Source organism: Rhodococcus sp. 3258, from assembly GCF_031456475.1.
Classification (GTDB): Bacteria; Actinomycetota; Actinomycetes; order Mycobacteriales; family Mycobacteriaceae; genus Rhodococcoides; species Rhodococcoides fascians.
This window is the reverse complement of the sequence record NZ_JAVDUT010000001.1, coordinates 1,364,944-1,390,558: the sequence shown is the minus strand read 5'-3', so window position 1 is coordinate 1,390,558 and position 25,615 is coordinate 1,364,944. Positions and strand designations below refer to the sequence as shown.

The 25,615-nt window shown below is 63.4% G+C and carries 30 protein-coding genes and 1 pseudogene; 16 read left to right on the top strand and 15 right to left on the bottom strand.

What is annotated here, in order from left to right:
- Nucleotides 1-6: 6 nt before the first annotated feature.
- Both J2X62_RS06440 and J2X62_RS06435 read left to right on the top strand, forming a co-directional pair.
- Complete coding sequence (locus J2X62_RS06440; protein WP_080729394.1) at nt 7-846, top strand: MurR/RpiR family transcriptional regulator; 840 nt, start codon at nt 7-9, stop codon at nt 844-846.
- The gene (locus tag J2X62_RS06435) at nt 846-2,015 is read left to right on the top strand and encodes an MFS transporter (protein WP_094621372.1); all 1,170 of its coding nucleotides are present in this window, start codon (nt 846-848) and stop codon (nt 2,013-2,015) included. The genes J2X62_RS06440 and J2X62_RS06435 overlap by 1 nt, the downstream gene beginning before the upstream one ends.
- 97 nt (nt 2,016-2,112) lie before the next feature.
- Here J2X62_RS06435 and J2X62_RS06430 read toward each other — a convergent pair whose 3' ends face one another.
- From J2X62_RS06430 to J2X62_RS06420, 3 genes are all read right to left on the bottom strand, one after another.
- Nucleotides 2,113-2,547, bottom strand: coding sequence for a GNAT family N-acetyltransferase (locus J2X62_RS06430; protein WP_032406096.1), 435 nt, complete (start codon nt 2,545-2,547; stop codon nt 2,113-2,115).
- A gap of 31 nt (nt 2,548-2,578) precedes the next feature.
- On the bottom strand, nt 2,579-2,968 hold the full coding sequence (locus tag J2X62_RS06425) for a DUF4234 domain-containing protein (protein ID WP_230073142.1): 390 nt from the start codon (nt 2,966-2,968) through the stop codon (nt 2,579-2,581).
- Nucleotides 2,969-3,107: 139 nt separating this feature from the next.
- Complete coding sequence (locus tag J2X62_RS06420; RefSeq protein WP_052060406.1) at nt 3,108-3,857, bottom strand: TetR/AcrR family transcriptional regulator; 750 nt, start codon at nt 3,855-3,857, stop codon at nt 3,108-3,110.
- Between the two features lie 136 nt (nt 3,858-3,993).
- Here J2X62_RS06420 and J2X62_RS06415 point away from each other — a divergent pair, with 136 nt between their 5' ends.
- The 5 genes and pseudogenes from J2X62_RS06415 to J2X62_RS06400 all read left to right on the top strand — a co-directional run bounded on the left by J2X62_RS06415 (nt 3,994) and on the right by J2X62_RS06400 (nt 7,111).
- Nucleotides 3,994-4,686, top strand: coding sequence for a carboxymuconolactone decarboxylase family protein (locus tag J2X62_RS06415; protein ID WP_032367024.1), 693 nt, complete (start codon nt 3,994-3,996; stop codon nt 4,684-4,686).
- Nucleotides 4,683-4,781: pseudogene (locus J2X62_RS25430) on the top strand (NAD(P)-binding protein); the annotation flags it as partial. The gene J2X62_RS06415 and the pseudogene J2X62_RS25430, both read left to right, overlap by 4 nt.
- 105 nt (nt 4,782-4,886) lie before the next feature.
- Nucleotides 4,887-6,098, top strand: coding sequence for a GMC family oxidoreductase (locus J2X62_RS06410; RefSeq protein WP_032406097.1), 1,212 nt, complete (start codon nt 4,887-4,889; stop codon nt 6,096-6,098).
- Nucleotides 6,099-6,119: 21 nt separating this feature from the next.
- Nucleotides 6,120-6,623: a hypothetical protein gene (locus J2X62_RS06405; RefSeq protein WP_032392152.1), complete on the top strand. Its 504-nt coding sequence runs from the start codon at nt 6,120-6,122 to the stop codon at nt 6,621-6,623.
- A gap of 80 nt (nt 6,624-6,703) precedes the next feature.
- A complete protein-coding gene (locus J2X62_RS06400) occupies nt 6,704-7,111 on the top strand; it encodes an ankyrin repeat domain-containing protein (RefSeq protein ID WP_230592012.1) in 408 nt (135 codons plus the stop codon).
- A 2-nt stretch (nt 7,112-7,113) separates the two neighbouring features.
- Here J2X62_RS06400 and J2X62_RS06395 read toward each other — a convergent pair whose 3' ends face one another.
- From J2X62_RS06395 to J2X62_RS06380, 4 genes are all read right to left on the bottom strand, one after another.
- On the bottom strand, nt 7,114-9,252 hold the full coding sequence (locus tag J2X62_RS06395) for a catalase (RefSeq protein WP_310178789.1): 2,139 nt from the start codon (nt 9,250-9,252) through the stop codon (nt 7,114-7,116).
- A gap of 70 nt (nt 9,253-9,322) precedes the next feature.
- The gene (locus J2X62_RS06390; protein ID WP_310178786.1) at nt 9,323-10,087 is read right to left on the bottom strand and encodes a GAF and ANTAR domain-containing protein; all 765 of its coding nucleotides are present in this window, start codon (nt 10,085-10,087) and stop codon (nt 9,323-9,325) included.
- A 94-nt stretch (nt 10,088-10,181) separates the two neighbouring features.
- Nucleotides 10,182-11,234 (bottom strand): YihY/virulence factor BrkB family protein, encoded by a 1,053-nt coding sequence (locus J2X62_RS06385; protein ID WP_032367019.1) that lies wholly within the window; start codon nt 11,232-11,234, stop codon nt 10,182-10,184.
- 74 nt (nt 11,235-11,308) lie between these two features.
- Nucleotides 11,309-11,461 (bottom strand): hypothetical protein, encoded by a 153-nt coding sequence (locus J2X62_RS06380; protein WP_167326464.1) that lies wholly within the window; start codon nt 11,459-11,461, stop codon nt 11,309-11,311.
- A gap of 105 nt (nt 11,462-11,566) precedes the next feature.
- Between J2X62_RS06380 and J2X62_RS06375 the strand changes: the two genes are divergently transcribed.
- Nucleotides 11,567-12,637, top strand: coding sequence for an NAD-dependent epimerase/dehydratase family protein (locus J2X62_RS06375; RefSeq protein WP_310178774.1), 1,071 nt, complete (start codon nt 11,567-11,569; stop codon nt 12,635-12,637).
- A 42-nt stretch (nt 12,638-12,679) separates the two neighbouring features.
- The gene (locus tag J2X62_RS06370) at nt 12,680-13,060 is read left to right on the top strand and encodes a VOC family protein (RefSeq protein WP_032367016.1); all 381 of its coding nucleotides are present in this window, start codon (nt 12,680-12,682) and stop codon (nt 13,058-13,060) included.
- Here the strand turns inward: J2X62_RS06370 and J2X62_RS06365 are convergent.
- The gene (locus J2X62_RS06365; RefSeq protein WP_201245346.1) at nt 13,047-13,385 is read right to left on the bottom strand and encodes a bile acid:sodium symporter family protein; all 339 of its coding nucleotides are present in this window, start codon (nt 13,383-13,385) and stop codon (nt 13,047-13,049) included. The two genes, J2X62_RS06370 and J2X62_RS06365, sit on opposite strands and share 14 nt — an antisense overlap.
- Before the next feature lie 118 nt (nt 13,386-13,503).
- Nucleotides 13,504-14,184, bottom strand: a complete 681-nt coding sequence (locus J2X62_RS06360) for a FadR/GntR family transcriptional regulator (RefSeq protein ID WP_310178768.1) — start codon at nt 14,182-14,184, stop codon at nt 13,504-13,506.
- Between the two features lie 51 nt (nt 14,185-14,235).
- On the opposite strand from J2X62_RS06360, the gene J2X62_RS06355 reads away from it, so the two are divergent.
- Nucleotides 14,236-15,999, top strand: a complete 1,764-nt coding sequence (locus J2X62_RS06355; protein WP_310178765.1) for a 2-isopropylmalate synthase — start codon at nt 14,236-14,238, stop codon at nt 15,997-15,999.
- Here the strand turns inward: J2X62_RS06355 and J2X62_RS06350 are convergent.
- The gene (locus tag J2X62_RS06350) at nt 15,996-16,718 is read right to left on the bottom strand and encodes an SDR family oxidoreductase (RefSeq protein WP_310178762.1); all 723 of its coding nucleotides are present in this window, start codon (nt 16,716-16,718) and stop codon (nt 15,996-15,998) included. The genes J2X62_RS06355 and J2X62_RS06350 overlap by 4 nt on opposite strands.
- Nucleotides 16,719-16,792: 74 nt before the next feature.
- Between J2X62_RS06350 and J2X62_RS06345 the strand changes: the two genes are divergently transcribed.
- A complete protein-coding gene (locus J2X62_RS06345) occupies nt 16,793-17,335 on the top strand; it encodes a MarR family winged helix-turn-helix transcriptional regulator (RefSeq protein WP_032367011.1) in 543 nt (180 codons plus the stop codon).
- Here J2X62_RS06345 and J2X62_RS06340 read toward each other — a convergent pair whose 3' ends face one another.
- Entirely contained in the window at nt 17,336-18,475 is a 1,140-nt protein-coding gene (locus J2X62_RS06340) for an alpha/beta fold hydrolase (RefSeq protein ID WP_310178756.1), read from the bottom strand.
- Between the two features lie 64 nt (nt 18,476-18,539).
- Nucleotides 18,540-19,322: a GAF and ANTAR domain-containing protein gene (locus tag J2X62_RS06335; protein WP_310178753.1), complete on the bottom strand. Its 783-nt coding sequence runs from the start codon at nt 19,320-19,322 to the stop codon at nt 18,540-18,542.
- A gap of 297 nt (nt 19,323-19,619) precedes the next feature.
- On the opposite strand from J2X62_RS06335, the gene J2X62_RS06330 reads away from it, so the two are divergent.
- The gene (locus tag J2X62_RS06330) at nt 19,620-20,027 is read left to right on the top strand and encodes a hypothetical protein (RefSeq protein ID WP_045841083.1); all 408 of its coding nucleotides are present in this window, start codon (nt 19,620-19,622) and stop codon (nt 20,025-20,027) included.
- Here the strand turns inward: J2X62_RS06330 and J2X62_RS06325 are convergent, their stop codons facing one another.
- Nucleotides 20,028-20,822, bottom strand: coding sequence for a hypothetical protein (locus J2X62_RS06325; protein WP_310178746.1), 795 nt, complete (start codon nt 20,820-20,822; stop codon nt 20,028-20,030).
- Between the two features lie 139 nt (nt 20,823-20,961).
- Here J2X62_RS06325 and J2X62_RS06320 point away from each other — a divergent pair, with 139 nt between their 5' ends.
- Genes J2X62_RS06320 through J2X62_RS06305 form a run of 4 tightly spaced genes read left to right on the top strand, consistent with a single transcriptional unit; the run spans nt 20,962 to nt 24,740 of the window.
- Entirely contained in the window at nt 20,962-22,845 is a 1,884-nt protein-coding gene (locus J2X62_RS06320; RefSeq protein WP_310178743.1) for a hypothetical protein, read from the top strand.
- Nucleotides 22,842-23,006 carry a hypothetical protein gene (locus J2X62_RS06315; RefSeq protein WP_310178740.1) on the top strand — a complete coding sequence of 55 codons (165 nt, stop codon included), beginning with the start codon at nt 22,842-22,844 and terminating at the stop codon, nt 23,004-23,006. The genes J2X62_RS06320 and J2X62_RS06315 overlap by 4 nt, the downstream gene beginning before the upstream one ends.
- A gap of 1 nt (nt 23,007) precedes the next feature.
- Nucleotides 23,008-23,427 carry a hypothetical protein gene (locus J2X62_RS06310; protein ID WP_310178738.1) on the top strand — a complete coding sequence of 140 codons (420 nt, stop codon included), beginning with the start codon at nt 23,008-23,010 and terminating at the stop codon, nt 23,425-23,427.
- Complete coding sequence (locus J2X62_RS06305) at nt 23,424-24,740, top strand: hypothetical protein (RefSeq protein WP_310178735.1); 1,317 nt, start codon at nt 23,424-23,426, stop codon at nt 24,738-24,740. Before J2X62_RS06310 ends, J2X62_RS06305 begins: the two co-directional genes overlap by 4 nt.
- Here J2X62_RS06305 and J2X62_RS06300 read toward each other — a convergent pair.
- A complete protein-coding gene (locus J2X62_RS06300; RefSeq protein WP_027495481.1) occupies nt 24,701-25,009 on the bottom strand; it encodes a hypothetical protein in 309 nt (102 codons plus the stop codon). The two genes, J2X62_RS06305 and J2X62_RS06300, sit on opposite strands and share 40 nt — an antisense overlap.
- Before the next feature lie 58 nt (nt 25,010-25,067).
- Nucleotides 25,068-25,478, bottom strand: a complete 411-nt coding sequence (locus J2X62_RS06295; protein ID WP_310178729.1) for a cupin domain-containing protein — start codon at nt 25,476-25,478, stop codon at nt 25,068-25,070.
- Nucleotides 25,479-25,615: the final 137 nt, after the last annotated feature.

Sequence of the window (25,615 nt, the reverse complement as noted above, 5' to 3'; positions counted from 1 at the left end):
GAGGGTATGAGCTTCCGAACAGTGGTTGCCAGTAGCGGGAAATCGCTCAGCGCGTCCGAAAAACGTGTCATCGCAGTACTTCTCGGAGAGCCTGAACCGTCGAGTCTGCGGGCGGCCCCGGTCGCAGCCCGTGCACAGACGCATGAGTCGACGGTAGTGCGTCTTGCGCAGAAGCTCGGCTACAGCGGCTTCCCCGACCTTCGTGCCGACCTGGAGCGCGACAGCCTCGAACCGGTTGCGGCATCGGCACTGATGAGGAGCGACACCGGTCACGAGCTTGCCGTGTTCGCTCGCGACGAGGCGCGTGCTCTCGAACGATTGTCGAGTTTCATCCCACAGGAGCAGTTGGTGGAGGTGGCTACAGCCATTCACCGTTCGCGGGTGGTCTACCTGTTTTCCAAGGCCGACGAGCGGCCCGCGTTGGACATGCTGGCACGACGGCTCCGCAGACTCGGCCTGGTGGTCGTCGAGCTCGGGCTCGGAGGGAAGGACCTCGCCGAGCGGTTCGTCAGCTTCACTGAGGGCTCCGTTCTTATCGCATTCGCACTGCGCGAGGCACCGTCTCAGCTGCCCGCGTTGGTCCGTGAAGCGGAACGACGCGGCGGCACGTCGATCCTGATCAGCGACGCGCCGGGATATCACTTCAGGCCCGCGCCGACGCATCTGCTCGTCGCCCAACGTGGTGACGATTCGGAATACAACACCCTCATCATTCCCATCGCCATTGCGTACGCGCTGCAGTTGGCCATCTTCCACCTGGATCCCGATCGATACGGGGCGGTGCGCGACGACATCAACGACGTGTCGAGGTTGGTCGGAGGAACCGACGAAATTCCCTTGCGCTGATGCCTTCTCGTGACTCCATTGCTCTGACCGTTCAGGCGACGACTGCGCAGGCCGGGTGGGTCGGGGTGCGGTTGATGATCGGCTATCGGGCGATCGCCGAGGGTGCCGACACTCGAACGCTTGCGGTGATTGCGGCACTCTTCGCTGCGCCCGCAGTATTGGCGGCCCTGCCGATCGGGCGCATCGCCGACAGGTTCGGCGGGCCGGTGGTGATCGTTTCGGGAATCGTGTTGTGCTCGATCGCAACCGGTGTACTCGTCACGTTTTCGGCAATGTGGGCGTTGCTCGTGTGCACGGCTGCGTTCGGACTGGGCAATCTGCTCATCATGATCGGGCAGCAGGCGTTCGTTGCACACGCCCACGTCGACGGCAAGAACGAAAGTGCCTTCGGCGCACTGACTGCCGCCGCGTCGATGGGTCAGTTGGTGGGGCCGCTCGCCGTGACGGCCGTCGCGTCGAGATTCGGCGGCGCGAGCATCGAGAGCCCGAACACGACGGCAGGCATCCTCACTGCCGGTGCCTTCACCGCGGTCGCGCTCCCCACCGCACTGTTCTTGATGGTCGGCCGCAACCACATTCGTGCCGAGAAGCCTGCCGAAGGGGAAGCGTCGGGGCTGAAATTGCTGAAGCTGCCGGGTATGTGGCAATCGTTGACGGTCAGCGGCGCGGTGCTCGTGACGGTCGATCTGCTCTATGCCTTCGTGCCCGCGTGGGCCGTCGAGCGTGGGGTGTCGGTGACGACGGTGGGGTGGCTGCTGGCGTTGCGTGCCGGGGTGTCGGTGGTCAGCCGAGTGGGGCTGGGCAGACTCGACGCGAAGTTCGGTCGCACTGTGCTGCTGAATGTTTCGCTGGCGGCGGGCGCGACCGCTCTCGCCGTGCTGCCGTTCGTACAGGCCGTCGGAGCCATCGGAGTCATGATTGCACTCGGCATCGCGTTGGGTATTCCGCAGCCACTGACCATGTCGTGGGTGGTGTCGATCGTGCCGAAATCCACGCAGGGGGAGGCGCTGGGATTGCGCATGTCGGCCAACAGATCTGCGCAGATCCTCATCCCACTGACGGTCGGCGCGCTTGCCGGCCCGTTCGGGGTGACGGGCATTCTGCTCGGCAATGCACTCGTGCTCGGGGGATCGATCGTTGCAGCCTCGCATCCGCGGAGCCGACCCTGAGCAATTGACGCTCCACTCGACGCCTCGGTCGCGAGGATTCTCCGACTCGGGGCGCAGAGTGGAGCACAAGTTGCACACGCACCGACACTGGGCTGATTCAGCTGGGATGGGTGGACATCTTCACGTGCGGGATTCCCGCTTCCAGGTATTGCTCTCCCACTCGAGTGAATCCGAATCGGCCGTACCATTTTTCGAGGTGTGCTTGCGCGGACATCTCGACCACCCCGGGGTATGCCTCGAGGGCGGCCTCGACGAGCTGTCCGGCATATCCGCGGCCACGGCCGGCAGTCGCGGTCGCGACGCGGCCGATGTGGACCGTGTCGTCGACGAGCACTCGGAGAGTGGCCAACACCTCGCTGTTCTCGTCCTGGATCCAGAACAGTTCGGTCGTCGGTAGTAGGTCCGCGCCATCGAGTTCGGCCTCGTCGACGATCTTCTGTTCGTGTACGAATACCGCGACTCGAAGGGCCAAGATGCGGTACAGAGTGCTCGGATCGACGCGTGAGAGCGGTGCGTGATGGAGGGTGGTCATCGGGTCCTTTTCGTGGTTTCGGTTTCGCGATTCACACCGCGAGCGGCACAACGGTTCCCGGCGGTACGTCGTTGTATCGGGCCGTGATCTTGTTCAGTTCCAGCTGGTAGTACAGGGACTGCAGGCCGAAGACGAACGTGAGCAGAAGTCCGACGACCGAGCTGCACGTCGGCTGAAGGCCGGCCGCGCGTTGGGCGTCGGCGATGCGGTTTCCTGTGTTGTAGTAGCTGATCAACGGCGCGATGATGGTCCAGCCGAGGAGGAGCAGAACCAGCAGTGGTCCGACGACCGGCGGGTCGACCTTGCGTCGGTCGAAGTCCGCCATCTCACGGTGGATGAGGTAGTACCAGACGAAGTGGTAGATGCCGAGAGTGATGAGCGGCAACAGGATCCACACGACAACGGGGTTTCGCCGCTTCATCGCACTACCTTGAGCAACCGGACCGGTCATGATGCTCCCCCCAACCTTGTCGGACGCGACAGACGCCGCATGTCCGTGGACCACACGATTCTCCCACGTCGTTGGGTCCGTACGCGAGGTCTCGCTCCGTGCACGGCACTCACGCAGTCGCTGGTAGCACGTCGAACCCCATCCCGCACAACACCGTCCGGAGGTGTGAGTCGTAGAGCGCGTCCACACTCGAGACCAGGCGTGGCAAATTGCCGAACTGTTCGGAGACGAGAAAACCCAAGATCGACGCCCAGGCGTTGAGTCCTACCGCCGCTATGCGCAGAAGATGTTGGCGATCGATATCTTTCGCCAGAGCGGTCTCCTGCAAATCGAGTAAGTAGGCCCCGAGATCTCCGGGCGCGAGCAGTTCGGGGATCTGACACCGAGTCAGGTCTGCCGATCCGTTCTCGACCGCAGCGAGATAGACCACCATCGGTGAAAGTAGTGCGCGGCTTGCTGCCGGGCCGGTCACTGCGGCGTCGGCGTGAAAGCCGGCGATGGGGGTGCCGAAGATCAGCGCGAAATCGTGGGGGTGTGCGAGCGTCCACTGTCTGATTGCGTGGCCCATGGCCCACCACTGGGCCTGCAGATCATGTGAGTCTACGTCGGTTCGAGCGGCGTCGATGGCGTCGCCCAGCGCGGTGTATGCGTCGATGCAGAGCGCTCCGATCAAGGCCGATTGGTTGTCGAAGTACCGGTAGATCGCCGCCGAGGACATTCCCATTTCCCGTGCGACAGCACGTAGGGACAACCCGCCTGGCCCGTGTTCGGCCAGATGCGTACGAGCCCGCGTCTTGATCTCGTCGACGGTCTCCCGACGCCGTGCTTCTCGACGCGATGGTGCAGCTGCTCCGCCCACTGTGACCACTCCTCCCGATCCTGTCTTCCCGTGCCCCGTTGACAGTCTAGGCAGGCAGCGCCTACTGTGCGATCACCGATCAAAATGTTATCGGTGATTACATTTCGCTTCACATCGATCGAAGGAAGTGGCGAACATGGAAGCTCAACCCGGTCGGCACACCGATGCAGTGCCCCCTTTCCGTAAACGCACGTTCACTGCGGCCGCCATGACGCGTGATGTCGGCACTCTGCTCAGGCGCGGACGCAGCCTTGTCACCGTCTGGACACCGACCCGCGTCGATCCGCTGCTGCGTGAGCAGGTCATGTTCGCCGTTGCGATGGTCAACGACTGCAAGTTCTGCGCTTTCATGCACGACGACGCCGCGATCACCTCCGGTGCCGACCGCGACGGATTGGCGCGGCTGGTCGGCTTGGATCCGGCCGACGCGACCGACGATGTCTTGATCGCGGTGGTGTGGGCGCAGAGCAGAGCGGCGAACGGTCTCGGTCGTGCCGACGAGGTGCTCGAACGTCGGATGGAAAACCGGTACAGCCCACAGCAAATCCGTGACCTCGATACCGTCGTTCGATTCATGACGCTGCTGAACGTATCCGGCAACACCGCAGAAGCGCTGATTCGCCGGATGCGCGGGCACTCGGTACCGGGAAGTCGCGTGGTCGACGAACTGATTGTCGGGGGAACCTACTTGGTCGGGGCCGTTGTCTCGGCGTTGTCGTTGGCACTGCGACGGCGGGTGTCCCCGAAGAAGGTGTGGCACGAGTTCGATCGATTCGACGGTCGTGCTCTCACCGCGCAGGGCAGCGTGAACGGTCGTGTGGGTTCATGACGAAGCCCACGTGGGACGCCATAGTCGTCGGGTCTGGATTCGGCGGTGCGGTCACTGCAGCACGACTGGCAGAAGGCGGCCACCGGGTTCTGATTCTCGAACGTGGGGCATGGTGGGATGGCGACCGGGTTCCCACATCGGGTCGGACGGGCCCATTGCATATGGTGCGAGGGATCCGATATTCCACTCGGTCACGCAGTATGTCTGTCGGAGTCCGCCGTCACGGACTGTACGAGCTACATCAGTTCGACCGGTTGACCTGTGTGGTGTCCAGCGGGGTCGGCGGCGGATCTCTCGTCTACACCGACATGCAGGTGCCACCACCGGACGCCTACCTCGACGCTTTCCCCGACTGCATCGACGCAGCCGAGATGCGGCCACATATCGACGCGGTCCGAACAATGCTCGCCCCACGTCCGGTTGCGCCGATTCCGCAGAAGGCGCGCGCATTCGACCGCGCCGTGACCGCAGCGGGACTGGGCCCGGTGCATTTTCCCGATCTGGCTCTCACGAGCCATCCCCATGGCAAACCGAGTAGGGCGACGATGGGAACGACCTATCTGCCGATGGCGCTGCGTCACGGAGCCGAGTTGCGGGCCATGAGTGAGGTCGTCGCCATGTCGCAGACACCCGACGGCGGATGGCAGGTGCGGTACCGAGACCACGAACGCGGTCGCAGCTATGTCGAATCTGCACCTCGATTGATCCTGTCGGCGGGAACGCTGGGAACGATGCGGCTCCTGTTCGACGCTCGCGACCGGCTCGGAACGCTGCCCCTTGTCAGCTCCGCCCTGGGACGTGGCTTCACCCCCAACGGGGACATGGTGACCGTGGTTCATCGGACCGCGCAGCGAGTCGATTCCGTTGCAGGACCGCCGATCACTGCGTATCTGACCGCGGAGGGCCGACGTGATTTCCTCACTGCCGAGGTGGGGCTTCGCCTGCACCACATGGCCCCGTCCGCCGCGGTGGCGAGATTGCTGCCACGAACTGCCCTGCTGATCGGTATGGGCGCGGACCGTATCGCGTCGGAGGCCACCTACGACGGGCGCAATCTTCACCTCGGCACCAACCGCGACGACGATTCCGAATTGTTCGAGAGACTCGCCGAGCACGCCACGGCGATCGCGTCGGGCTACCGGGCGAAACGCACGATCGTCAATGCGCCTTTCGGTCGCGGCAGCACGCGTCTGGCTTCGGTCCACCCACTCGGTGGAGTACCGATGGCCGAGTCGCCGACGAACGGCGTGGTCGACACCTCCGGGCAGGTTCACAACTATCCCGGACTTTTCGTCGCCGACGGGTCGATACTGCCGTCCGCGCCGGGCATTCCGCCCGCCATGACCATCGCCGCAATGGCCGAACGCATCAGCCACCAGATCCACCGATGCCCAGAAACCTCTGGGCTCTAGAACACCTGTCAGGAGAATCCGATGAAAGACAACACAATTCGCTTGCACAGCCTCGTCGACGCCACTGCTCCGATACCGACATCTCGTGACGGTCTCGGCTTCGCCGATCTGGCGTCGCTGATGAACGCCTCGCCGTCACCCGTCGTCCTTGCCGGCGACTACACCGGAAGAATAGTGTCTTTGATTGCTCTGCAACGACTTCCGGGCATGCTGCGCACTCCGATCACCTCCATCGTCGCGATGCTCGCGCGCCCGATATGGCGCGGCAAGAGATTCGACGGCAACACTGGAACCAACCTGTGGATCGGTCGCCGACGACCCCGCACATTCGGTGACTTCGCGATCACGACCGCCCAGGACGGGCACCACGCAGCACTGGACTACGACCAGCGTACGAACCCTCGGCCGGTTCGGCTCATCACCGGCGAAGCAGCTGCGATGGGGCCCGGGGTGTTCATTGCCGCGATGTACCTCACTGTCATGCGGCGACGCATCACGCTGATGTACTTCACTTTGGACCGGTGACCACGATGCGTGCCGTTCACCGTCGACTTGGATCGGACGATGCCTCGGTTGAATCTCGTCGCTCGGGGAATCATGTGTTGGTGGACGACGACGATGTTCTGGACGACGATGTTCTGGCTGTGTTTCGGCATGCATTCGACTGCGCGCGCAGCGGTGATGCCTCGTGGTTGCAGTCGTTTTTCGAGGCCGGAGGGTCCGTCGACCTGACCAACGACAAGGGCGACACACTGTTGATTCTGGCGGCGTATCACGTACAACCAGGTGCGGTGAGCATGCTTCTGACGCTGGGGGCTGCGGTGGATCGCGTGAACGACAACGGTCAAACAGCGTTGGCGGCCGCGGTGTTTCGTCGGTCGACGCCCATTGTGAGGATGTTGCTGAAGGCAGGCGCGGACCCCGCAGCCGGGGCTCGATCGGCGCACGCAATCGCCCAGTACTTCGAGTTGGACGACATGGCAGCGATGCTGACCGAGCCCCAGTCGGGGTAGCCCTACTTCCTGGCCTTGGCCTTGGCTGCCCGCTTACGAGCAGGCTTGTCGGGGACTGCAGGCGGGATGTTCGACGCCATCACCGCGGGGGCACGATCCCAGGCTCGGTGCAATCCGACCGCAGCGAGCAACGCGTCGTTGAACGCTTTCACCGCTGTCTCGCCGATGACGACGCCTGCGTCGTCGGCACCGATTCCGGCCTGCTCGAGCAGTGCCGCTCCGTCGCCCCAGGCACCCATCGCTTTGCAATGACGGAATGCTTCCTGCAGCAGCAGGATCAGCTTGATGTCGTTCGTCGGTGTTGTTCCGCCCGCGACGACGAAAGCGTCGAACTCGATCGAACGAACTGTGAGGAATGTTCGCTCGACCACCTGAGTGCGCACGCCTTTACCGAGGATGCCGCCGGCCGCAGCGATGACGTGCACTGTGGCACCGCGGCGCGCGGCTGCCGTCCGTAGCTTGCCGATTCCGGACAGGTCCGATCCGGCGTCGGCGATGACGCCGATCTTGCGTCCGGCAATCGGTCCTGGAGCCTCGACGATCTGAGACAGTGCGGGGGAGAGCAGCACGTCCTCAGCGGGTGTGCCGACTGGTGCAGGCAGGCCGAGGCCGGCGGCGACGCGCTCGCACAGATCGGCGTCGACATTCGAGAGAACCTCGAGCTCGCGTTCCTTGATCGATTGCTCGAACACTTTGCCCAACTCGAACGTGAATGCCTCGACGAGGTGATCCTGCTCGACGGCACTGAGGCTGCGATAGAACATGGTGGGCTGGGTGAAGTGGTCGTCGAAGGATGCGGGGTTCGCTCGTACTGCGCGTCCTTCGATGAGGCGTTCGGTCTGCACGTAACCGTGGTCCTTCTCACCTGCTACCGCTGTTTCTCCGTCGTCGACGGAGTTGCTGAGGTACGGGGCCAGGCCGGTGTGGACGGCGGTCTGGTGCATGCCGTCTCGCAGCATGTCGTTGACAGGTGCATGCGGCCGGTTGATCGGCAGTTGCGAGAAATTGGGGCCGCCGAGACGCGTGATCTGGGTGTCCAGGTAGGAGAACAGACGCGCCTGCATCAGTGGATCGTTGGTGACTTCGATGCCCGGCACCAGGTGGCCCGTGTGGAACGCGACCTGCTCGGTTTCGGCGAAGTAGTTCGTGGGGTTAGCGTCGAGGGTGAGCTTGCCGATGGGTTGCACCGGAACCAGTTCTTCAGGAACGATTTTCGTGGGATCGAGCAGATCGATGCCCTCGTAGGTCTCGGTGCCATCGTCGGGCATGACCTGGATTCCGAACTCGTATTCCAGTGGGGCACCGGCCTTGATGCCGTCGGACATGTCGCGTCGATGGAAGTCAGGATCGACGCCCGCTGCGATCTGGGCTTCCTCCCATACCAGCGAATGCACTCCGGCAAGCGGCTTCCAATGGAATTTGACCAGCCTGGTCTCGCCGTTCTCGGCGACGAGGCGGAACGTGTGGACGCCGAAGCCTTCCATCGTGCGATACGAGCGCGGGATACCTCGATCGCTCATGTTCCACATGACGTGGTGAGTTGCCTCGGTGTGCAGCGAGACGAAGTCCCAGAAGGAGTCGTGTGCCGACTGAGCTTGCGGCAGTTCGATATCGGGCTGCGGTTTGCCGGCATGAATGATGTCGGGGAACTTGATGCCGTCCTGGATGAAGAAGACGGGCATGTTGTTTCCGACCAGGTCGAAGGTTCCTTCGTCGGTGTAGAACTTGACCGCGAAACCGCGGGTGTCGCGGACGGTGTCGGCGGAACCACGCGATCCGAGAACGGTCGAGAAGCGGACGAAAACCGGTGTCCGCTTGCCCTTCTGGGCGAGGAATCCTGCCTTGGTCACGGTCTTCGCCGACCCGTAGGACTCGAACGTTCCATGTGCGGCGGCACCGCGTGCGTGCACGACGCGCTCCGGAATTCGCTCGTGATCGAAGTGGGTGATCTTCTCGCGGAGGTGGAAGTCCTCGAGCAACGTCGGGCCGCGATCGCCCGCCTTGAGCGAATGATCGGTGTCGGGGAGACGTACGCCTTGCGCAGTCGTCAGGAAATCACCGGTCTGGGCTCTCGTATCGCGAGCTCCGGTCGGGCCGTTGGGTGCCGGCGACGATTGATCCGGGCGAGGGATGGGTGGCATGTTCGGCCTTCTTTCGTTGTTGGAGCTGTCAACTCGGACGTTCGTGGTCGATGGACGGTGGGCTTCGATGTCACGCGCTCCCCGGGTCGTCGTAGAACAAGCCGTCCCCGCGGACGATGTCGAACGCGAGGGCGGAGATCGAGCGGGCGTCGGCGTAGGCACGGGCACGCAGCCGCGCGGTTGCCTCGTCGAGCGACACATGCAGACGTTCGGCCAACACACCGACTGCGATGTTGATGTCGGACCGAGCGAAGCGGAATGGGCCGTCGGGTGGGCGAAGTGTCGACTCGTCGAAGAAGTCCGGTCGGGCTGCGACTTCACTGACGACGATGTCACCGAGGGTCGAGGCTGCGGCCTGGGCAGCAGTGATCTGTTGTGCCGTCATAGTTCCGGACTTCTGGGTGTAGAGCTCGAGGACCCCGAGTCGAGCACCGCCACTGAGCAATGGGAACGCATACACCCCGTGCACGCCGAGCTCCTGAAGAACTTCCGACGCGAACGATGGCCATCCCGTGGTATCGGGCCGATTACCGATGTCCGGGTGCAGTTGCGGCACCCCGGTGACGAAGGCATCGATACAGGGGCCCTCGCCGGTGGTGAATTGGAGCTCGTCGATGCGGGCAGCTTCGGAGTTCGTGGCGTACAGCAGATCCCGAGCATCGGCATCGTCGGTGAGGATGGCGACCGCGGCTCCGTCCACGCCGGCGTCGGTGACACACCTCTTGCTGACTCGTGCAACCCCCTCCAGATGGTGTCCGTACATCGATGCGCCGAAGCTATCCGAGTCCGGGGCGTGCACGCGTCGGGACTCTTCCGTATTTTCTTCCTCGGCCACGTTGCCCTGCCTCTCTGCGTCATTCGCACCGCCACACCGGATCAGCGCACCACGCGGATCTGTTTCATCGATCGGTCGGTGGCGTCCGGGATGTTCACGGAGTCCGGTTGTGTTCCTCCCGCAATTTGCGACCCTCTTCGACAGCCTGCGCATCCTTTTCGTCGTTCTTGTCCGATACCCGGGTATCGCGGGGCGGCAGTTGCAGGCGTTCTTCGGCGACGATCCCGGCCTGGAGTTGGCGGCCGCGTTCGAGTTCGGAGTCCAGTTCGGCACCGAACAGCAAGGCCAAGTTGGTGATCCACAGCCACAGCAAGAACACGATGGCTCCGGCAAGGGAGCCGTAGGTCTTGTTGTAGCTGGAGAAGTTGGCGACGTAGAAGCCGAACGCGACGGTGGCGAGAATCCATACGATGATGCCGACCGCGGCACCGGAACTGATCCATTTGAACTTGGGCTGCTGCACATTCGGTGTTGCGTAGTACAGAATCGCGACCGCGAGTACCACCACGATCAGGACCAGCGGCCAGCGTGCGATGTTCCAGATCGTCAGTGCGGTGTCGCCCAGTCCGACGGCGTCGCCCACAGCTTTGGCCACGGGGCCACTGATGGCCAGCATGACGGCGGCGAGCGCAATCAGGGTCAAGGCGATGAGCGTGACCAGAAGCATCACGGGGCGCAGCTTCCAGATGGGCCGTCCCTCGTCCACCTCGTACATGCGGTTCATCGCGCGGCCGAATGCGCCGACGTAGCCGGATGCAGACCACAGTGCGCCTGCGATACCGATGATCAACGCGAATCCGGCAGTGGGCGCTTGGACGAGCTGTTCGATGGTGGGACGCAACGTGTCGACAGCGGATTGCGGGCCGAGATCGCCGACGATCTGCAGCACGCCGTCGACCGTGGCCTGTCCCTGGCCGAACACACCCAGCAACGACACGATGGCCAGGATGGCGGGGAAGAGCGAGAGCACGGCGTAGTAGGTCAAAGCAGCTGCAAGGTCGGTGCACTGATCCCGGGAGAACTCACGGGCGGTTTTCTTCAGTACATAGATCCACGACGGCTTGGTCAGATCGGCGGGTGAATCCGCTTTGCGCGGATCGTCCGGATCTGCCTCGGTGGGTGCGGGTGATGCTGCTGAATCGGCCATGGCGATCGCATACCCGGGGTTTTTCGGTGGAAACCGGGAAATGCGACCGCCATGACGGTCGTTCGATTCGGCCGTCAGTTCACTTCGTTGCGCTCGTGCTCGGTACGCGCGTCGAGGTCGCTGTCGTCGAGATGCTTCGGCGTCTTGGCGTGCTCTTTGTGGTCGGGGTGAGCTTCCTCGGTGGGGATCATGACGTCGTCGAGGGTCGGTTCGTTGTTTTCACTCATGGTGATTCGATGCCCGGGAGGATGGCGGCTCAAACTCCTGAGCCAGTGTGGTTTCGATCGATGTGCAGGGGGCACTTCGACTGTGGTCGATTTTCGGAGGTAGAGATGCGAACTGTAGTGATCGGCGCGACCGGCAATGTCGGCACCGCCCTGCTGCGAAGGCTCACCGACGAGCATCCGGGCAACTCCATTGTCGCCGTAGCGCGGCGTCCGCCGAGCCTCAATCCTTTTGCCGAGCAAGTCGACTGGGTTCCGCTGGATCTCACCGGCGAACACGCAACGTACGAGCTACGCGCGTTGTGCCGCGGCGCAGACGCAGTGGTTCATCTGGCCATCGCCTTCCAGCCGATGCGTGATCGCGATTATCTGCGGGCAGTCAATGTCGACGCAGTGCGCACGGTGGCAACTGCCTGTGCGGACGCCGGAGTTCCTCATCTGGTGCACATGTCTTCCGGCGGGGTGTACGCACCAGGGTCGTACGGCGAGAAGGTCGACGAGTCGTGGCCGAGAACGGGGGTGTCCTCGTCGACCTACAGCATGGACAAGGCTGCCGCCGAGGATGTGCACGACGAGTTCGAGGCAGCACATCCCGACGTCGCGGTCGCTCGAATCAGGCCGGGTCTGATCGGCCAGTACGAGTTCGGGAGTGCGCTGTTGCGTTACGCCCTGCCCGATCTCGTGCCGTCGGCAATCGTCGATCATCTGCCGATCCTGCCCATCGACAGGTCGTTCGCCGTTCCGGCCGCACACAGCGACGATGTCGCCGATGCCATTGTGCGAGTGCTGGATAGGCGTGCAACCGGGCCCTACAACCTCGGCGGCCCGACGCCCGTGCGAGCCCACGACGTGGCCGACGCGTTCGGTGCGCGCATCGTGCCTGTGCCCTCTCGGGTGTTGTCTGCTGCTGCGCGCCTCGGCTTCGAGACCCACGTGTCCGCAGTCCATCACGGTTGGGTCGATCTCGCGTTCGCCACCCCGATGTTGAACACCGACCGCGCTCGACGGGACCTGGACTGGACTCCGCGAATCGATGGTCCGGACGTGGCCCGAGAGGTCATTCAGGGTATGCGCGACAACGCGGGTGCGTCCACCACGTCCCTGCGCTCGCGTACTGCGAAGGACCGCCTGCGAGCCTTCGGACGACGGGGATTCATTTCTCGCGCGAAAAGGCCGTGAACACGGCATGTCCGACGCCGGGGCAGGTGTAAATTCCCGCCCATGGCATGTCGAATCAGCGAATTGGTACTCGAAGGTCGCGATCCCGAGGCCTTGGCATCGTTCTGGTGTGAGGTGTTGGACTTCGTCGTATTGGACAGGGAGGGTGACGGTTCCGTCGAGATCGGTGCGCGCGACGGTTTCGGCGGCTCGCAGCCGACCATCATCTTCATCCCTAGCGAGAATCCCGAGCCGGCGAAACCTCGGCTGCACATCGACGTCAATGCAACCGATCGAGATCAGGACGCCGAGCTCGAACGACTGCTCACCCTCGGTGCCCGACGAGTGGATATCGGCCAGACCGGCCAGGAGTCGTGGCACGTGCTGGCGGATCCGGAAGGCAACGAATTCTGTTTGCTGCGTCCAAGACTCAGTCCCGTGTGACGGTACTGTCCTGGCGGTGATCGGCACCCGTCGACCGTCTGGACCAGTAGCTGGCCAGCAGCGATCCGGATACGTTGTGCCACACCGAGAAGATCGCCGCGGGGAGTGCTGCAGCGGGTGAGAAGTGGACCGAGGCCAGTGCCGCTGCCAAGCCGGAGTTCTGCATACCGACTTCGACGCTGATCGCACGGCGGCTGGCGACATCGAGTCCGCATGCCCTACCGATTCCGTAGCCCACCGCGAGGCCCAGCGAGTTGTGCAGCACGACGGCAAGGACGATGAGGGCACCGATCGACAGCAGGGTCGGCGCGCTGGCGGACACCACGAGGACAACCACGCAACGGTGAAAATCCGGTGCAGCTGACCGCGGTGAGCGCGGTCAGCTGCACCGGATTCTGTACTCGGACGGTGTTAGTAGCTGACAAGGCTTGACCGGCCGGTGCTCACGTCGGAGGGGCGATGGTCGTCGACAACTCCAGTAGATGTGTGCGGGTGAGCGCGTGAGCGCGGTGCTCTTCGCGTGCGGCGATTGCCTCGACGACGTCGGCGTGGGTGTCGTGGTCCGAGTCCTCTCCGAACGCGCCCCTGATCTTCAGCATGTCGATCATCGCGGTCCGTAACCGTGGGGCCATGGAGTCGAAGAGTTCGAGCAGGATGTCGTTGTGCGACGCGACCACGATGGAGCGGTGAAAAGCCATGTCCGCCTCCACCAGATCGACCGCGTCGGCGCGAGCGGTGTTGCGTAGCTCGAGTGAGCGACGGATGGCGTCGAGGTCGGTGGGAGTGCGTCGGACCGCGGCGAGAGCTGCCGCCTCACCTTCGATGGCGAGGCGGGCCTCGAGGACGACGGTGATGTGTGAGCGCTGGAGAACTTTGTCCCAGTCCGTCCGCGCCTCGTCGACCGATTCGACGAAGACTCCGGATCCCTGCCGGGTGACGAGAATTCCGCGCCCCGCCAGTTGTCTGATGGCCTCGCGCATCGTCGATCGGCCGACGTCGAACATGGGGGCAAGGGTGGTTTCACCTGGCAGTTTGGTGCCGACCGGCCACTCACCGGACTGAATTTTGGCATGCAACAGTTCGGCGGCCTGATCGGCCAGCGAGGTTCGGCGTATCGCGGTCACAGTCGAATAATACTCCTCAGCTTGTCTGAGGAGTGGTGCTACATTGCTCGTATGCGCACAGATTTCCCCACTCTGTCCACTCCCGCCGGACCCGTTCCCGCCGGCGCGCCCACCTGGAATCGGCAGCGGCACTCCCAGATGCCGTCGCATCGTTACCGTGACGTCTACGCCAAGGTCGACATTCTGCTGACCAAGCGTCGCTGGCCGGAGCGACGGTTGACCGAGGCACCGCTGTGGGTGCCGGTCGATCTGCGCGACGGCAACCAAGCGTTGCCGGAGCCGATGGATCCTGCCCGCAAGAAGCAGTTCTTCGAGTTGATGGTTGCGATGGGCTACAAGGAAATCGAAGTCGGGTATCCCTCGGCATCGCAGACCGATTTCGATTTCGTGCGGCTGCTGGCACACACCGATCTGGCACCCGACGACGTCACCGTGGTCGTCTTCACCCCGGCTCGACGCGACCTGATCGAGCGAACCGTGGAGTCGATCCGCGGAATCACCAACGACGTCGTGATCCACATGTACACCGCCACGGCTCCTACGTGGCGCGAGGTCGTGCTCGGCCGGGAGGCCAACGAGCTTCGCTCACTCATACTTTCGGGCGCGGCCGACGTTCTCGAACTTGCCGGCGACTTGCCCAACGTGCGATTCGAGTTCTCACCCGAGGTCTTCAATCTCACCGAACCCGACTACGTCCTCGATGTCTGCGATGCAGTGACGACTCTGTGGGACGCGACGCAGCAGCGGCCGGTCATCCTGAATTTGCCTGCCACAGTGGAGGTCGCGACGCCGAATGTCTATGCAGACCAGATCGAGTACATGAACGACAACCTTGCGCGACGAGACAGCGTGATCCTGTCGGTGCATCCACACAACGACCGCGGGACGGGCATTGCCTGCGCCGAGCTGGCCGTCCTGGCCGGAGCGCAGCGGGTGGAGGGCTGCGTATTCGGCAACGGCGAGCGCACCGGAAACGTCGACATCGCCACTCTCGCGTTGAATTTGCACGCTCAGGGTGTCGATCCGATGATCGACTTCTCCGACATCGATCAGATTCGACGCACCGTCGAATACTGCAACCAGCTCGAGATTCACCCGCGGCATCCGTATGTCGGCGACCTCGTGCACACCGCCTTCAGCGGTACGCACCAGGACGCCATCAAGAAGGGTTTCGTCGAGCATCGCGGTCGGGCGCTGAGCGAAGGCCGTTCCGAGCGCGATATCGAATGGCGGGTGCCGTACTTGCCGATCGACCCCGACGACATCGGTCGCTCGTACGACGCGGTCATTCGCGTCAATTCGCAATCGGGTAAGGGAGGAATCGCGTATCTCCTCGAAACCAACTACGGCATCGAACTTCCGCGTCGCCTGCAAATCGACCTCGCCCGGCACGTGCAGGCCCGCACGGATTCGATCGGCACCGAACTGTCGGCAGAGCAACTCTGGGACGTCTTCCAGGAGGTGTACATCGGTGTCGCCGAACCCGGCGTGACCCTGATCGGTTTCGACTCTCACGACGACGACGGGTCCGCCGACACCTGCATCACGTTGAAGATCGACGGCACGTCCTTCGAGACTTCACACACGGGAGTCGGACCCGTCGAGGCACTCGTCGACGCGTTGTCTGCTCATGGCAGGCACGTGGACATCCTCGGTCTGACGCAGACGAGTGTGCGAGCCGGCAACGACAGTGATGCGGTCTCGATGCTCGAATATCGCACTGCCACTGGCCCTCGATGGGCGGCAGGGATCGATCGCTCCGTTCTGTCCGCCACTCTCGACGCGGTCCTTCGTGCGGCCAATGCGTCGACCTAACGGGATGGCCACTCACCGCCGTTGACGGCGAATGTCTGGGCGGTGATCTGACGGGCGCGATCGGATGTCAGGAATTCCACCATCTCGGCTATGTCCCGTGGTGCTCCGGCGCGTCCGGTCATGGCGGATGCGGCCATACCGTCCTTCGCGTCGTCGGTCAGGACGTCGCGGAAGAATTCGGTGTCGGCAATGTAGCCGGGTGCAACAACATTCGCGGTGATGGATCGCGAACCGAGTTGCCGTGCGAGGTCGATGTTCCATGACGCAATGGCGGCCTTGGCCGCGCCGTACGAGCCCGATCCTTTGTCTGCGGCGATCGACCCGATGGTGACAATGGCACCGCCGTCGTTCATTCGCGGAAGCAGGCCGGTGGTCATCAGGACGGCCGTGAGCACGTTGGACTCGAAGTTCGCTCGCCACGAATCGGCAATGTCGCTCAGGCCGTTCGGCGATGTGCGGTCGAAGTCGGTGTTGCCGCCGGCGTTGTTGACCAGTACGTCGACCGGCCCGACTGCTGCTGCGAACTCCGTCACGGCCTCTGCATCGGTTGCATCGACCGAAGCCGCTTCGACGTTTCCGGCAATGTCTCGGGCGGCGTGTTCGAGAGCGGTCAGCCGTCGGCCTGTAATGATCACGCGCGCACCGTCTTCTGCGAAGCGGGTTGCTATCGCGCGTCCGATGCCGGTGCCGCCTCCGGTTACCACGACTGTTCGTGTCACTTCGATCTCCTCGACGTTGTAGACTTCGTTTAGACCTAAACGAAGCTACAGCACATGACAGCGGGGAGCGAACAGTGACCGATCTCGATCCGGATGATCCCATCGACGCGATAGCGATGGCGTGGACGAGGGAGCGCCCGGATACGCCGGTCGACTCGATTGCCATCGTGACTCGTATTGCTCACGTAGCCAAGCTGTTCGGTGACGATCGGTCGCGTCTGCTGAGGCAGTCCGGAGCCGACTCGGCCATCCTCGATCTGTTGTCGACGCTTCGCCGAGCCGGGCCTCCGTACCGTCTCAGCACCAGGGATCTCGCCGGCGCGGCGCTCGTCACGGCTGGGGCGATCACCCAACGCGTCGATCGTGCGGAGCAGCAGGGTCTGGTCGTCCGTCATCCCCGTTCCGATGGAACACGGCAGGTCGACGTCGAATTGACCGAATCCGGCCATCGCACAGTCGAACGCCTCGTGGACGAGGTACTGGGACGGGAGGCGGAGCTGCTCGAGAACCTCACTGCTCGGGAGAAAGAGCAGTTGGAATCGCTACTGCGACGACTGCTCGGGGAAATGCACGACGTGCTCGGCAGTGATCGTCGTCCACCGCATGTCGGTGGCTGATCAGCGCAACATGTCGAGTATGCGGGGCAGGGCGTCGTCGACGGTTGCGGCAATGACGTCGTAATGAGTGGCACCGGGCACGGGCAGGTAGGTCACGTCGCGGATGCCCTGTGCCGCCAGTTCCGCAGCGAGGGCGGTCGTCAGAGCCGGCGGCACGACGGTATCGGCAAGCCCCTGCTCGATGGTCACCGGCCGTGTGTAACCGGTGGTCGGCACGGATAGGTAGTCGCGGATAGCCGAGGTCATGGCGGGGTCGGAGAGCGATCGAGCGAGGAGCTGTTGTGGTGCAACGGCACTGGCCTTCTGTCGTAGGTCGCTGATGCAATTGTCCTCTGCATGCGCCAGGTAGTCGCGCCCAAGTTCGCTGAGATAGCTGTTCACGTCGAGATCCGGCCGAGAGTCCCTGAGCCCGTACAGGACGTAGATCATGGTGGCCGTGATGTTGTCGAGAGGTGCGATTCGGGGAGTGGTGGGTGAGAGCAGTGGAAGGACGGCTTCGAGGTTCGACGACGGTGCGAACGACATCACTCCGCGAAAATCCGACCGTTCTCCGTAGATGTCGGCGCGAACCCCGGTGGTGAGTGCTGCTGCGCCGCCCTGAGAGTGTCCGGCGGCAACCCAGGTGCGCGACAGCTCGGGAAGTTCGTCTGCGGCAGCGCTGACGATGTCGGTGACGGCGTTCGCCTCCGAAATGCTGTTCAGGTAGTGGTGGGCGTCGGCGGTTCCGAGCCCGATGTAGTCCGTCGAGACAACGGCCGTGCCGCTTCGTAGCAGCTGGGTGAGCAGGGGCTTGGACAGCTCGACGGCCAGGGGGTCCTCGGCAGCACCGTCGTCGAGTGCTGTGCTCATGGCGCATGAATCACCCACGCCGACGGTCCCTTTGGCCCACGACACGACCGGCCATCCTCCCGGTGGTGGTGTGCCGGAGGGGAGGTAGACCTGTCCGTGGGCAATCGCGGGACGGCCGTGCTCGTCGGTGGTTGTGTAGGACAGTGCGTAACCCGCTGCGGCACCGTCGATCAGCCGCGGAAGCACATCGATGGACGTTGCCGGTGCCGCGTCGGCGATGGGCGTGAGAATGCTTGTGGCAGCGAGCAATCCGGCAGCCAGCGTCGTAATCGCAGCGGATCGAGTCGTCATGTCTTCCTGAAGGTGCTCGGTGAGTGTTGTGGTGAGTCTGCCGGTCGAGGGGTGCCGAATGGAGTCAGCGCGATTCGGTATTGATCGAGGCGATCAACGTGGCGGCGATGTCGGTGACTTTGATGTTGCGGTTCTGGGATTGTTCGGAGAGGAACGCGAAGGCTTCGTCCGCGCCGATACCGCGCATCGCCATGATGATTCCTTTGGCCTGTTCGATTCGTGCACGGGTCTTCATCGCGGTCAGGAGCCCGTCGACTTCCACTTCTGCATGTCGCGCTCGTCGAGATATCGTCACGGCGGTTTCGATCGAGCTGACGAACAGCCCTACCAGGGCCTCGTCTATTTCGCTGAAGCCGTGCGGGTCGTAACTGTAGATGTTCAGGGCCCCGAGGTGGCGGTCGTCGACAGTCAGAGGGGCCGACAGATAGCTCTCGACGCCGAGACCGGACACGTTGTTCGCAAACCGCGGCCAGCGATCTTCGACATCGCTGACCAACAGCCGGACCATTTGCTGAGTTCGTGCCGACTCCAGGCACGGACCTTCGTTGCTGCGGTACTGATCGGCGTCGACGTCGTTGACGCGGGGATCTGTGGACGCGACTGTCTCCGGATGGCCGCCGTCCTCGTCGACCAGTGTGATTCCGGCGAGGTCCGCCGTGGTCAGGGCCTGAACCACTTCGGTGCACATGGCCTGCAGGATCACGGACAGGTCCATCCGGGCCATCAGCTTCGATCTCAAATTCTCCAGCGCGTGTGCGTAGCCTGCGACCTCGGACGAGACGGCCGCTGCGTCGCGCAAGTGTGCGGGCTCGCTGCTGCTACCTCGATCTACCGATTCGGTTGTCATCACGCACCACTCACTTCCGTAGACCGACGCCACCGATGGTGATCGCACGGCCAAACGCGGCGCGGGCTCGGCCGTTCCCGCAAATTTACTTCGATACAAACCCAGCGGCAATCACGCAGCGATAACCGTGCACAGCGGCATTGCGTCGATCAACGGACCCGGTAGCCGTGGGCTGCAGTTGAAGAACAAGACCGATCGGCCCGATTCTGGCAGAATCAACGGTCATGCGTGCGGGCCCGTCACAACTCGGGTCGACGCTGCTCCCGCGACCGAAGGACGACGAACGATGACGTCACCGTGAACAAGCTCTCGACGGTGGCACTGCTGATCCTGTTGGGTGCAGCCGGAACGTTCAATGGAATGTCGTTGACCTCCGACCCCACCGGGCGGTCACTGGGCTTGGATGTCGACATGCTCCCTGCGTGGCATACCTGGGACTACCGCATCTCCGGGCTGTTCGTGTTGATTTTTCTCGGACTCGGATCGTTGATCTCGGTTGCTGCTGTGCTCGTCGATGCGTACGACGCTCCGACGTGTGTCGTGTTCGTGGGGTTGGTGACCATCGGGTGGGTGGTGTGGCAGATCCTCGTACTCGATATCGACGCGCCCCGCGCCCAAATCCCGCTCACCCTGCTGGGGGTCGCGTTGACCATCCTCGCCATCGGACAATTCCGCGCGCGTGCCCGCGATCGCAGCCGGCAGTAGTCACAAGCCGACTGATCCGAGGAGCGCTTCTCCCGGATCGACGACGGCCACGACGGCCGCGATGAACAGCAGTGCCATCCCGATCGTCATCAGTGCGCCCAGTGACCCGAGGGTGGCGAACATCCGACGGTGGGGGCGATCTTCCGAGTCCGTCTTCACATACCGACGGAACGCGATCACGGTTCCGGTAGCGACAACGGCGATCACCACGGCCGTCGCGACAACGACCGCCCAGTTGTAGTGCTCGACCTGTGTGAGCAGCTCGAGCAGAGGCGGCCGCGTATCTCCGCTCCGCACACCGCTTTCGATCAGTGATTGAGCCGTCTTCCCGTCCGCGTCGTCATCGGAGAGCATCGGAAGCAGGGCGACGACGGGAGCGACCGTCGACTGGATGTTGATCACGGCCACGAACGCCGACAACAGCGACAGCACCGTTGCGCTGGTCGCAGCGATCACGTGACCCAGTCCGGCAGTCAGGGATCGCCTCCACAGCGTCGCTGCCAAAAGACCCAGAACGACGGTCAATAGCATCGAGATGACGATCTTGATGGCGTGCCAGGCGAACCAGTAGTCCACCATCTCCGCCAAGCCGGGAGGGAAGGTGCGAACACCGCTGCCCCAGTACTCGACCAATCCACGGCCGAGCAGTGGGCCCATGGCGGACTGATCCTGGAACTGCGGGTAGCTTCCGCGCAGCAGCGCGGCCGGTCCGAGAACGAACGCGGCCACCAATAGTGCTCCTGCACATGCCAACAGAACGAGCGACCAGCGGTCGCGTGGGACGGACTTACTCATCGGACGGCTCCCTTCCGCACGAGAGTCAATCATCGAAGGCTCGGGCGCACATCACTCTGTAGGACTAGATCGCAGAGCAGCGAGCCACCGATTGTTCCGAATTTCACCGAAACAGCGCGCCATGGTTCATACTCTCGCTATGGTCAAAGTAAGTGTGACGATGAGTAACGTCATTGCTCAGTCGGAAAGCGGAGGCGCGGCGCTGGACCAGGTCTTCGGTATGACGGCAGCCGCGGCCGTCGTCTCGCTGTTTCTGCTGTATCTGGCATTCATGCACCGCACTCGCCGCATCACGTGGTTGGCGAGGCTGGCGGACTTCGCGGGATCGAAGCTGAACCTACCCGGCTGGGCTGCGTTGCCTCTGGTCCTGTTTGTCTCGACGATCCTGACGGCATTCTTCGGGTTCATCTGGGACGTCAGCCTGCACATCGGACGAGGGCGCGACGAGGGGCCACTGGCCAACCCGGCCCACTACTTCATCCTGGTGGGCTTGTTCTTCCTGTTCATCGCAGGCGCGCTGGCGATCATCCTGCCGCTCGACGAGAAGCCCGGTCGTGCGGCCGTCAAGATCACCCGCACCTGGTATGCGCCCACGGGCGGTCTGCTGATCGCGGGCAGTGGACTGTATGCGCTCATCGGTTTTCCGTTGGACGACATCTGGCACCGCATCTTCGGCCAGGACGTCACGCTGTGGGGGCCGACTCACCTCATGCTGATCGGCGGTGCCGGACTGTCTCTCATCGGAGTCCTGCTGCTCGAGCACGAAGGCAGACTGGCGCTGGCCGCGGCGCAGCAGACGTCCCCCGACGAGGTGGACGAAACTGCGCAGGGACCCAGACGCTCGGTGTTGTCCTGGGTTCTCAAAGCCAGCGCATTCGGTGGTCTCCTCATCGGACTGTCGGTGTTCCAGATCGAGTTCGACTTCGGAGTCGAGCAGTTCCGGCTGGTATTCCAACCGATGCTCATCGTCGGTGCCGGAGCGTTCGCGCTCGTCGCAGCACGACTGGTCGTGGGACGGGGCGCGACTCTGTTCGTCGTCGCATTCGCCGCCGTCATTCGTGAGCTGACGGCATTCGTCGTCGGTCCGGTGCTGGGTGAACCACACAACGTCTTCGCACTGTTCCTCGGAATCGCGGTGGTGGTCGAACTCGTCGGTCTCACTCCGCTCGTGGTGCACAGACTTCGATTCGGAATACTCGCTGGATTCGCTGCCGCAACCGTGGGCCTGTGGCTCGAATCGTTGTGGATCGATGCGGTATTCGTGTATCCGTGGCCGACGTCGATGTGGGTCGAGGCACTTGCGATGGCAGTACCCGTCGGCGTCATGTGTGGGCTGACGGCGGGACTGTTCGCGCAACTGCTCAGCGGGGACGGGCTGCCGGCACCTGCCGTCCGGCGCACGATCGTCGTCGCGTTGGTACTCGTCCTCGGCGGCGCAACAGCCAACGGTTTGATGATCGACGTACCGGACAACGCAACGGCGACGGTCACTCTCGCCGATGCTGCGCCGCAGGACGGTGGCCGGATGGTGACGGCGACGGTCCGTCTCGATCCAGCCGATCTGGTGTCCGACGACCCCGAGTGGGTGGCGATCCTGGCGTGGCAGGGTGCCGGTGACACTCTGCGTGGTCTGGTCGTCGATCGTCTCGAACGGACCGGGCCGGGGATGTATCGGTCGACCCGTCCGGTTCCGGCGCACGGAACGTGGAAGACGTTCCTGCGTATCCAGGACGGTCGAATGTTGACCGGAACGCCGATCTTCATGGCGGCCGATCCCGGCATCGGCGCGTCCGAGGTCTCGGCCGACGCCCAGTTCACGCGGCAGTTGCAGAGCGAGACTGCGCTGCTGCAGCGTGAGCGGAGCTTCGATCACCCGGCGTGGCTGTTCGGTGCCGCATCACTGGTTGTGCTCGTCTGCACTCTGGCTCTGATCTGGGCTCTGTCGTGGGGCGCAGTGCGCATCAGTACCGAGACCCCGGGAGCATCGGTGTCACGCAGGACGCTGGATTCGAGCTCCGTATGACGGCAGCATCCGACGTCGTCTATCTCGCCGATCACTCTGTGGTGCTGGCCATTCCGGCGGTCGCGCCTGCGTTGATCATCGTGGCCGCGGTGCTGTACGTCGTCAGGAGGGACCGCCGGGCCGAGCGCGCAGAGAAACTCGAACAAGAAGGAGAGCACTGACATGGGACTGTCGACGCTGCGGGCAGCGGTCATCGGATGTGCAGCGGTGGCGCTGGTGGCCGGCTGCGGATCGTCGTCGGGCGGTACGTCGCCCACCACAGCGGAACCGGTGCCCAGCACCGACTCCACCCCGTCGGTCTCCGCGCAGCCCGATACCCTGCGGATGAATGTCTCGATCGACGGCGGCACGGTCGAACCGACCAATCAACGCCTCGACGCGTCCGTGGGGCAATCGATTTCGATGTCGATCAGCAGTGATATCACCGACGAGCTGCACGTGCATTCGGTTCCCGAGCACACCTTCGAGATCGAGCCGGGCAAAGATCAGCTGTTCACGTTCACCGTCGATGTGCCTGGGCAGGTGGATGTCGAACTGCATCACAGCGATCGCACTGTCGCCACGCTCGTCGTTCGTCCGTGATTCTCGCCCACGGCCTCGGTGGGTCGACCGATCTGCCGATCCCGGTCACCTACGCCCTGATCGGAGGGGCGTGGGCGCTGGCGGCGTCGTTCGTGCTGCTGCTGTTCGCGTGGCGTCGCCCCAGACTCGACCCCACGCGTGTCGTCGTGGCGTTGCCGCGGACGACGGTGTTGGCTGATTCGGCGATCGTCCGGGGTCTCATCTGGACCTTGTCGGTGCTGCTGGCGGGCACTGTCTTCGCAGCATCGGTGTGGGGGCCACAGGATTCCAGCAACGCGTTGCTCGGCACCTTCTACGTTCTGGTGTGGGTGGGCATCGTTCCGGCGTCGCTGGTGTTCGGGCCGTTCTGGCGAATCGTGTCTCCGATGCGGGCAGTACACCGCGTCGTGTGCGGCCTGTTGCGTCGTCCGACGTCGTCGGCGATAGTCGCCTACCGTCGCGAATGGGGCTGCGTACCAGCAGTTGTCGGTCTCTTCGCGTTCGTCTGGCTCGAACTGGCCTCGCCCGACTCGGGCTCGGTGTCGGCCGTTCGTCTGTGGTGCGCGGTGTACGTCCTGGTGATGGCGGTGGGTGCGGCGATCTTCGGCGACGAATGGTTCTCTCGGGCAGATCCTTTCGAGGTGTACAGCGACACGGTATCTCGGTTGTCTCCACTCACCCGAGATGCTGCGTCCGGCGTGCTGGCGCTGCGGTCACCGCTCGACGGTGCGGTGAGCCTGCCGGTGCAGCGGGGGACAGTGGCCGTGCTCGCCGTTCTGCTCGGGTCCACCGCCTTCGACAGCATCGGGCAGATATCGGCATGGCGTTCGCTCGTCGACGAATCCGCTCTCGGATCGGTGCCGACCAGAACCCTCGGGTTGATTGCCGTCATCTGCGTTGTCGGAGCGGCGTTCTGGTCTGCGGCCCGTGCCACCGGGGGAGTGTCGCGTGTTCGCCGTACCGCGCTTCCAGGGCTCCTGGCCCATTCCCTGATTCCGATCGTGGTGGGTTACATGACGGCTCACTACCTCACGTACTTCGTCGAAAAGGGCCAGCAGACAATCATTTCGCTATCGGATCCATTGGGCAACGGAGCGAATGTACTCGGGCTGCAGGATGCATCGGTCTCCTACGTCCTGTCCAACCACCCGTCGGTCGTCGCCGGCATCGCCGTCCTGGCGGTCGTGGTGGGGCACCTGGTGGGCATCACCCTCGCCCACGACGCGTCGCTGCGAACACTGCCGAAAGAGCACGCGGCTACCGGACAGCTCGCCATGATGGTCGTGATGGTGCTCTACACATTCGGTGGATTGTTCCTGCTGTTCGGTGCGTGATCGGGCCGTCCGCGCCGGACCCTGACAATCGTCACTGCGGCCAGCACCAGCCCAGCGAGTGTGAGGAAGTCGGACTCGGTGAGACCTCTCTCTGCGTCGACCACGTACAAAGTTCTGCCTTCGATGGGGGCGTTGAAGAACAGCCACAGCACCGAGACGACGCCCAGTGATATCGCCGCGGGCCAGGACGGCCTGGCCAGAGACCATGCTGCTGAGGCAAATACGGCGTTCATCAGAACGAGGGCATGGAACGGATCGATAGATGGCACCGGTACATCGTGGCAGACTCCCGATGCTCGGTTGGCATCTACGCCGGGCCGACAAACGTCAGTCGGCGGTCACGGCCATCGGGTATGGGTGGTCGGAGTCGGACTCGTAGCAGATTGCGAACGGCTTGTTGGTGACGAACAAGAAGGTGACGTCGTTGTGCTCTGTCGCACCGTGTTCCATCCAACCGCCCTCTGGAAACCACACCCAATTGCCCGGCCCGTATTCGCCTTCGTGGGTCTTCAGGATGCCGTCCAGGACGTACATTCCGTGTGCGCACGGGTGCGTGTGCCAGGTATTGGTGAAACCGGCGGCATAGCGTAGGAGCATCACTTGCATGCCCGTGTCGGGATCCGCAAACAGTGACTTGAAAGGAATTTCCGCACCGATCTGCGAGACCGTCAGTGTCTCCCATGACATTCGATTGGAGTCGGCAACTTCGAGAGATACCTTGTTCGTCGGCTTTGTCATATGTTCCCCATGGTCGATAGTTGAGTCTGGTTCCCGCATTCGGTCGCCACGAAAGACAAGTGGTGCTCACGGTCCAGCTAGCAAGGAATCTACGACCACCTTGTTGCTGGTTGGTTTCAGGCGGAATATAGGAAATC

Coding starts and splice junctions, on each gene's coding strand:
- J2X62_RS06310 (WP_310178738.1), top strand. CDS start 23,008: ATGGGACTGTCGACGCTGCGGGCAGCGGTCATCGGATGTGCAGCGGTG.
- J2X62_RS06405 (WP_032392152.1), top strand. CDS start 6,120: ATGAAAGACAACACAATTCGCTTGCACAGCCTCGTCGACGCCACTGCT.
- J2X62_RS06295 (WP_310178729.1), bottom strand. CDS start 25,478: ATGACAAAGCCGACGAACAAGGTATCTCTCGAAGTTGCCGACTCCAAT.
- J2X62_RS06385 (WP_032367019.1), bottom strand. CDS start 11,234: ATGGCCGATTCAGCAGCATCACCCGCACCCACCGAGGCAGATCCGGAC.
- J2X62_RS06380 (WP_167326464.1), bottom strand. CDS start 11,461: ATGAGTGAAAACAACGAACCGACCCTCGACGACGTCATGATCCCCACC.
- J2X62_RS06335 (WP_310178753.1), bottom strand. CDS start 19,322: ATGACAACCGAATCGGTAGATCGAGGTAGCAGCAGCGAGCCCGCACAC.
- J2X62_RS06430 (WP_032406096.1), bottom strand. CDS start 2,547: ATGACCACCCTCCATCACGCACCGCTCTCACGCGTCGATCCGAGCACT.
- J2X62_RS06395 (WP_310178789.1), bottom strand. CDS start 9,252: ATGCCACCCATCCCTCGCCCGGATCAATCGTCGCCGGCACCCAACGGC.
- J2X62_RS06440 (WP_080729394.1), top strand. CDS start 7: ATGAGCTTCCGAACAGTGGTTGCCAGTAGCGGGAAATCGCTCAGCGCG.
- J2X62_RS06315 (WP_310178740.1), top strand. CDS start 22,842: ATGACGGCAGCATCCGACGTCGTCTATCTCGCCGATCACTCTGTGGTG.
- J2X62_RS06320 (WP_310178743.1), top strand. CDS start 20,962: ATGGTCAAAGTAAGTGTGACGATGAGTAACGTCATTGCTCAGTCGGAA.
- J2X62_RS06415 (WP_032367024.1), top strand. CDS start 3,994: ATGGAAGCTCAACCCGGTCGGCACACCGATGCAGTGCCCCCTTTCCGT.
- J2X62_RS06340 (WP_310178756.1), bottom strand. CDS start 18,475: ATGACGACTCGATCCGCTGCGATTACGACGCTGGCTGCCGGATTGCTC.
- J2X62_RS06370 (WP_032367016.1), top strand. CDS start 12,680: ATGGCATGTCGAATCAGCGAATTGGTACTCGAAGGTCGCGATCCCGAG.
- J2X62_RS06355 (WP_310178765.1), top strand. CDS start 14,236: ATGCGCACAGATTTCCCCACTCTGTCCACTCCCGCCGGACCCGTTCCC.
- J2X62_RS06325 (WP_310178746.1), bottom strand. CDS start 20,822: ATGAGTAAGTCCGTCCCACGCGACCGCTGGTCGCTCGTTCTGTTGGCA.
- J2X62_RS06375 (WP_310178774.1), top strand. CDS start 11,567: ATGCGAACTGTAGTGATCGGCGCGACCGGCAATGTCGGCACCGCCCTG.
- J2X62_RS06410 (WP_032406097.1), top strand. CDS start 4,887: ATGTCTGTCGGAGTCCGCCGTCACGGACTGTACGAGCTACATCAGTTC.
- J2X62_RS06435 (WP_094621372.1), top strand. CDS start 846: ATGCCTTCTCGTGACTCCATTGCTCTGACCGTTCAGGCGACGACTGCG.
- J2X62_RS06425 (WP_230073142.1), bottom strand. CDS start 2,968: ATGAAGCGGCGAAACCCCGTTGTCGTGTGGATCCTGTTGCCGCTCATC.